At 40.3% G+C, this 6,955-nt stretch carries 5 protein-coding genes; all 5 read left to right on the plus strand.

The window, feature by feature from the left end; genetic code table 11:
* Positions 1-29: 29 nt before the first annotated feature.
* Positions 30-1,484, plus strand: a complete 1,455-nt coding sequence (locus tag H8700_RS04805) for a rhamnulokinase (protein WP_249303891.1) — start codon at positions 30-32, stop codon at positions 1,482-1,484.
* A gap of 18 nt (positions 1,485-1,502) precedes the next feature.
* Entirely contained in the window at positions 1,503-4,475 is a 2,973-nt protein-coding gene (locus tag H8700_RS04810) for an insulinase family protein (RefSeq protein WP_249303893.1), read from the plus strand.
* Between the two features lie 40 nt (positions 4,476-4,515).
* On the plus strand, positions 4,516-5,424 hold the full coding sequence (gene era, locus H8700_RS04815; RefSeq protein ID WP_022141000.1) for a GTPase Era: 909 nt from the start codon (positions 4,516-4,518) through the stop codon (positions 5,422-5,424).
* A 181-nt stretch (positions 5,425-5,605) separates the two neighbouring features.
* Positions 5,606-5,863, plus strand: a complete 258-nt coding sequence (locus H8700_RS04820) for a hypothetical protein (protein ID WP_249303896.1) — start codon at positions 5,606-5,608, stop codon at positions 5,861-5,863.
* The gene (recO, locus tag H8700_RS04825; protein WP_249303900.1) at positions 5,799-6,542 is read left to right on the plus strand and encodes a DNA repair protein RecO; all 744 of its coding nucleotides are present in this window, start codon (positions 5,799-5,801) and stop codon (positions 6,540-6,542) included. Before H8700_RS04820 ends, recO begins: the two co-directional genes overlap by 65 nt.
* Positions 6,543-6,955: the final 413 nt, after the last annotated feature.

Raw genomic sequence — 6,955 nt, forward strand, 5'->3', positions numbered from 1 at the left:
GTTCTTCTGTTAGAGAAAGGTGAAAAGACATGACAGAAAAAAATGTATTGGCATTTGATCTGGGTGCAAGCAGTGGAAGAGGGATGCTGGCATCTTTTGACGGAAAAAAGATCAATTTAAAAGAGATTCATCGTTTCCCTCATAACTTCAGTGTGTTAAACGGACATGCGTATTGGAACATATTAAGTCTGATGGATGAGATGAAAAAGGGATTAAGCTTATGTAAAAGCGAGATCAGCGGCGTTGGCTTTGATACATGGGGAGTAGACTGTGGTTTCCTTTCCAAAGAGGGAGAGTTACTTGGAATTCCCGGCAGTTATCGTGACAGTGCTCTGGAAGATCAGAATATGAAGGAAGCGTTAGAGTTACTCGGAGGCGAAGAAAAAGCATTTGCCCATACAGGCATTGCCAGTCTGGCATACAATACCATATATAAGATTTATTATATGCAAAAGACAATGCCTTCTTTGATGGAGAGTGCCAATAAGATGCTTTTGATGCCAAATCTGATCGAGTATCTTTTCTCTGGCGTGATGCATACGGAATACTCGATCGCATCAACGACGCAGCTGTATGACATGAAAGAGAAGAAATGGTCTGCTTATATGATTAATCAGCTTCGTATACCAAAAGAAATGTTTACAACGGTTGATCTTGCCGGAAAAGATTTGGGTCTACTTCGTTCTGATGTGGCAGCCGAAGTAGGACAAAAGTCCCTTCATATCATTTCCGCTCCGGGACATGATACGGCATGTGCAGTAGCAGCCGTTCCGGCAAAGGAAGAAGAATATACTTTCCTTTCAAGCGGTACATGGTCTTTGCTTGGAATCTCTTCTAAAAAGATGTTAGAGGGAGAGTCGATCGTAAAAAACAAGATTTCAAATGAAGGTACTGCAGATGGAGGGTATCGTCCGACTGTTAATATCATAGGTCTTTGGATCACACAGGAGATCCGTCGTAACTTTGCATCACAGGGCAGAGATTACAGTTTTGTGCAAATGGCAGAACTTGCATCAAAGGAAAAGCCTTTGCAAAGCTTTATCTGCCCGGATGACTTTATGCAGCCCGGAGATTATATCACAAAGATTCGGGAATACTGTAAGCAGACAGGACAGCCTGTTCCGATGACAGACGGGGCTTTGGTGCGGTGTATCTTAGAGAGTCTGGCATTGAAGTATCGCCAGGTATATGATACTCTTAAACCATATATTCACTGGGAAGAAAAGCTATATATTGTTGGTGGAGGAAGCCAGAATGAGCTTTTGAATCAGTTTACGGCAAATGCACTTGGCATTCCGGTGATCACCGGTGCAAGTGAAGCGACAGCCGTTGGAAATGTCATGTCACAGATGAAAGCACTCGGTCTGTATCATACCAGAGAAGAGAAGTGTGAAATCTTAGATCATTCTTTTGGCACGAAGGTATATGAACCGAAAGAAAAAGAAGCATGGCAGGAAGCATATGCACGTTTTTGCAAATTATAGAGTCACAGGAGGTTATAGATGGCAGCAAGTATTAAAGATATCAAAGAAGTTCAGATTCCGCAGGAGTATGAGCTGATCAAGGCAGAATTTGTAGAGGAAGCAGACAGCTTTGTTCTGACACTTCGTCATAGAAAGAGTCAGGCGAGAGTTGTTGTATTTAGCAATGAAGATGAAAACAAAGTATTTAATATCGGATTCCGTACACCGCCTAAAGATGCGAGTGGTGTGCCACATATTATAGAACATACCGTTTTATGCGGTTCGAAGAATTTTCCGGCAAAAGATCCTTTCGTAGAGCTGGTAAAAGGTTCTTTGAATACTTATCTGAATGCGACAACGTATCCTGATAAGACGATGTATCCGGTAGCAAGCTGTAATAAGAAAGATTTTCAAAATCTGATGCATGTCTACCTGGATGCTGTATTCTATCCGAATATTTACAAATACCAGGAGATCTTTAAGCAGGAAGGCTGGCATTATGAATTAGAAAAAGAAGAGGATGAGATCACATACAATGGTGTCGTTTATAACGAAATGAAAGGGGCATATTCTTCGGAAGAAAGTGTCTTAGAGCGTTTTGTGATGAACAGTCTTTTCCCTGACAATACCTATGGACAGGAGTCCGGTGGAGATCCACGCTTTATACCGGAACTGACATACGAAGAGTATCTGGATTTTCATAGAAAATATTATCATCCGTCAAACAGTTATATTTATATTTACGGTGATATGGATATTGAAGAAAGATTACAATTCCTCAATGATGAATATTTGCAAAACTTCACAGCAATCACGGTAGATTCTGAAATTCCGTTGCAAAAGCCGTTTGATCAGGTCAAAGATTTAGAAAAGGAATATGCGGTTGCACAGGATGCTGATTGTACAGAAAAGACATATTACGCTTTTGCAGCGGCAATGGATGTGACATTGGATCCTAAGGTTTGCAAAGCCTTTGAAATGCTTTCTTATGTGCTTGTCGATATGCCGGGAGCTCCGCTAAAGCAGGCTCTTTTAGATGCCGGTATCGGTTCGGACATTGATGTGGAATTTTGTGATATTTTAAGGCAGAGTTATTTTGCTATCACAACGAAAAATGCAAAAGCCGGACAAAAGACACAATTTGAAAAAGTGATTCGTGATACATTAGCTAAGATCGTAAAAGAAGGATTAGATAAAAAAGCGTTGGAGGCAGCGATCAATGGTACCGAATTCAGAGAAAGAGAAGCGGACTTTGGTACATTCCCAAAAGGATTGTTATACAGCCTGAAAATGTATCAGACATGGTTATATGATGATACAATGCCATATGCAGCATTGCAATACGAACCTTGTTATACATTTTTGCGCGAGCAGCTGGATACAGATTATTATGAGCAGTTGATACAGAAGTATCTCCTTGATAATACGCATGCCGTTCTTGTTGAGATGAAACCAAATGCAGGACTGGCATTACAGGTGGAGCAGGAGACCAAGGATAAACTGAAAGCTTATAAAGAAAGTCTGTCAAGAGAAGAGATTGCACAGTTGATTCGGGAGACAATAGACTTAAAAGCCTATCAGGAAGAGCCGACACCAAAAGAAATCTTAGAAAAGATCCCGATGTTAAAGAGAGAGGATATAGATAAAAAAGTTGCACCGTTTTATCTTGATGAAAAAGAGATCGCCGGTGTAAAAGTCATGCATCATAATATCACAACAAATGATATTATTTATCTGCGACTGTTCTTTCATGCAGATGAGCTTGAGGAATATATGCCTCAGATGAGCTTTTTGACAACATTATTAGGCTATATGGATACGCAGCAGCACAGCTATACAGCGTTTGATACAGAAACAAACTTTTATACCGGTGGAATTGCAACAGACGTTGGAATTTATTGTAAATGCAATGATAAAAATGCTTATCAGATCAAGTTTGAAGCCCGTACAAAGGTACTTAGAAGTAAGATTTCGCAGGCTTTGGATCTGATGGCAGAAATGCTTTTTGAAACGCTATTTACTGATGAAAAACATTTGCGTGAAGTTGTTGCTGAGAGCAGATCACGCTTAAAAGTGCGTTTGATGTCAGCAGGACATCAGGCAGCAGCCGGAAGAGCAGCAGCACAGTTTTCAAAAAGCAGCTGGTTAAATGACAGAAGCGTAGGACTTGGTTATTATGATTATCTGGTACAGCTTGATGAACATTTTGACGAGGAAAAAGAGCGTCTGATCACCGGATGCAAAGCGATTCTTGCAAAAGCATTGCATAAACAGGATCTTTTGGTATCGATTACCGGTAACCAAAAAGATTATGAAGCATTTGAAAATGAATTCGAAGGTTTCCTGAAAAGACTTCAAAATTTCGAACAGGATGAAGCAAGGACAGCAGAGGCAGACAGCCTTACAAAGTTAGAAACATTTGAACCAAAGCTTGGTGTGACACAGGAAGCGTTCTCTACACCGGCTGAGATTCAATATGTTGCAGTAGGCGGTGACTTCTCAGAGGTGGCACATAACTATGGCGCATTGCGTGTGGTACGTCATCTGTTAAACTTTGACTATCTTTGGAATGAAGTACGTGTCAAGGGTGGTGCTTATGGTGTATCGTGCCAGTTTAACCGGGTTGGCGAGGGTTATTTTGCTTCTTACAGAGATCCGAACTTGCAAGCTACGATCGATACGTATCGTAACGCAGCAGCTTATTTGGAAAATTATGATGCACAGGAAAGAGAAGTGACAAAGACGATCATCGGAACGATCAGCGGTATGGATACGCCATTGACACCGAATATGAAAGGCCGTCGTTCAATCACAGCATATCTGACCGAACAGTCCATTGAAGAATTACAAAAAACAAGAGATCAGGTGCTTGCCTGCTCGATAGAAGATATTCGAAAACTTGCTACTGTAATCAAGGCTGTCACAGAAAGCGGAAGTGTATGTGTTATTGGAAATGAGCAGCATATTCAGGAAGAAAGCGGGATTTTTGAAAGTATCAAACCATTGTCATAAGAAATAAAAAGAGGAATACAGACAGAAAGAGAGTGTGCAAATGAAGAAATTTAAATCAGGTTTTGTAACATTGATCGGCCGTCCTAATGTTGGCAAGTCTACCTTGATGAATCATTTGATCGGTCAGAAGATCGCGATCACATCGAACAAGCCGCAGACAACCCGTAACCGGATCCAGACCGTTTATACCGGTGAAGAAGGACAGATCATTTTTCTTGACACACCGGGTATCCATAAAGCCAAAAATAAGCTTGGGGAATATATGGTTTCAGTTGCGGAACGTACTTTGCGTGAAGTAGATCTTGTGCTTTGGCTGGTAGAACCGACGACCTTTATCGGTGCCGGGGAACGCCACATTGCAGAACAGTTAAACAAGATTGATACACCTGTGATCTTAGTGATCAATAAGATTGATACCGTCAGCAAAGCCGAAATCTTAAAATTCATTGATGCTTATAAAGACATTGTACCATTCAAAGAGATCATTCCGGTCTCTGCTTTAAAAGGTGAGAACACAGATGAGCTTTTGCATACAATGTTTGAATATCTGGAAGAAGGACCTTGCTACTATGATGAAGATACGATCACGGATCAGCCGGAAAGACAGATCGTGTCAGAATTGATCAGGGAGAAGGCACTTCGCAATCTGAGTGATGAGATTCCACATGGAATTGCTGTAGCGATCGATCAGATGAAGGAAAGAAAGAAGCAGGATATCATTGATATTGATGCAACGATCGTATGTGAAAGAGATTCCCACAAAGGGATCATTATCGGAAAGAAAGGTGCGATGCTTAAAAAGATCGGCTCGCAGGCAAGACATGATATTGAAAATCTGCTTGACTGTCAGGTGAATTTAAAACTTTGGGTAAAGGTCAAAAAAGACTGGCGCGACAGCGATTTTTTGATCAAGAACTTTGGATACCGTAAGAGCGATTATGATGAGTAAACTCTTAGATATCCAAAAGATACCAAGTATATAAATGCTTTTGAAATGCCATTCTAATCATAGATAGATTCATACAAAAAAAGTCGGGTTCGTGGATCGGAAGAGCTTTTTTGTGGAATCAGTCAAATGTTCTGGCAAAAGATATTTTTGACCAGAGAGAAGAAAGGGATGGCATAGGGAAATGAACGAAGATAGTTTATGGAAGCAATTTGCCACTACAGGTAAAGTACAGGATTATTTATCATATTGCAAGGAAGAAAGAAAAAATCAGGGACACAACAGCACAGCAACGGAAGATAAAAAGCAAATACAGCATATGTGTGATCCACGGGTTGTGCAAAGAGTGTCCCGGATGAAAAGTGAAGGAAGTAACCATGAGAGAACCGGTAACAGTCACGGGGATGATATTAACAGCATCTCCGATCAAAGAGTACGATAGACGTGTGGAAATCCTTACAAGAGAAAGAGGGAGGATATCGGCATTTGCACAGGGGGCGAGAAAAGCAAGCAGCACTCTGGCTGCCTGTACCATCCCTTTTACTTTTGGAGAATTTTCACTTTACGAGGGAAGAAACTCTTATAATGTAAAGTCCGGTATCATACAAAAGTTTTTTGAAGATATTACCATTGACTATGACATGACCTGCTATGCATCGTATTTTGCAGAAATGGCACAGCATTTTACAAGAGAAAACATGGAAGCTTCACAGGAATTATTACTTTTATATATGACATTGATCGCTATGCAAAAAGGGAAAGTCTCTCTTCCTTTGGTTCGTGTGATCTACGAGATGCGTATGATGCAGATGCAGGGTCAGGGATTAGAACTTTTTGAATGTCTTTTCTGCCATAAGCCCGGAACGCACATGGTATATTTTTCGGCAGGAGGACTGGTCTGTGAGGAATGTGCGGCAAAGCAGGCGGATCTGAAACGTGCTTACCCGGTAATTTTAACTCAGGACGCCTTGTATACCTTGCAATTTATTTTGACAGCTCCGTTAGAACGCTTATATTCTTTTATGGTGACAGATGCTGTACAAAAAGAATTGACACGTTTTATGAAAGGATATCTTGGACGATATTTGCAACATGATTTTAAATCATTGCAATTTTTGTAAGTTGTTCTTTTTATATACACGATACACATTTCTACAAGAAAAAATATTGTAAAAATAACCCTTATTTGTTACAATAGACCAAAGCATAAATCTAATACTTTCTTTAATGCCAGAGCTTATCGGGCATTATCTTAATTTCTTATATTATCTTTAGAACTCTATGCTTTTCATTCACTATCAAAGCAGGAGTTTTAAGGCTCCTGTCACCAAGACCGGGGAAACTGTCATTTTTTCAAAACCAGACAGATCATCTATCCGGCTGTAAAGGAGCGTATTATGAAGAAACAACAGTTGAAGATGCAGCGAAACTACAAAGATACCGTTTTTAGAATGCTTTTTAATAACAAAGAGGCATTGCTTAGTCTATACAATGCGATCAACGGAACGCATTATGAGCGGACAGATGACTTAGA

It is taken from the genome of Jutongia hominis (assembly GCF_014384965.1).
Taxonomy (GTDB): Bacteria; Bacillota; Clostridia; order Lachnospirales; family Lachnospiraceae; genus Butyribacter; species Butyribacter hominis.

What these genes read in the sequence shown, in the direction of transcription:
- H8700_RS04805 (WP_249303891.1), top strand. Translation starts at nt 30, where the DNA reads ATGACAGAAAAAAATGTATTGGCATTTGATCTGGGTGCAAGCAGTGGA.
- H8700_RS04820 (WP_249303896.1), top strand. Translation starts at nt 5,606, where the DNA reads ATGAACGAAGATAGTTTATGGAAGCAATTTGCCACTACAGGTAAAGTA.
- era (WP_022141000.1), top strand. Translation starts at nt 4,516, where the DNA reads ATGAAGAAATTTAAATCAGGTTTTGTAACATTGATCGGCCGTCCTAAT.
- recO (WP_249303900.1), top strand. Translation starts at nt 5,799, where the DNA reads ATGAGAGAACCGGTAACAGTCACGGGGATGATATTAACAGCATCTCCG.
- H8700_RS04810 (WP_249303893.1), top strand. Translation starts at nt 1,503, where the DNA reads ATGGCAGCAAGTATTAAAGATATCAAAGAAGTTCAGATTCCGCAGGAG.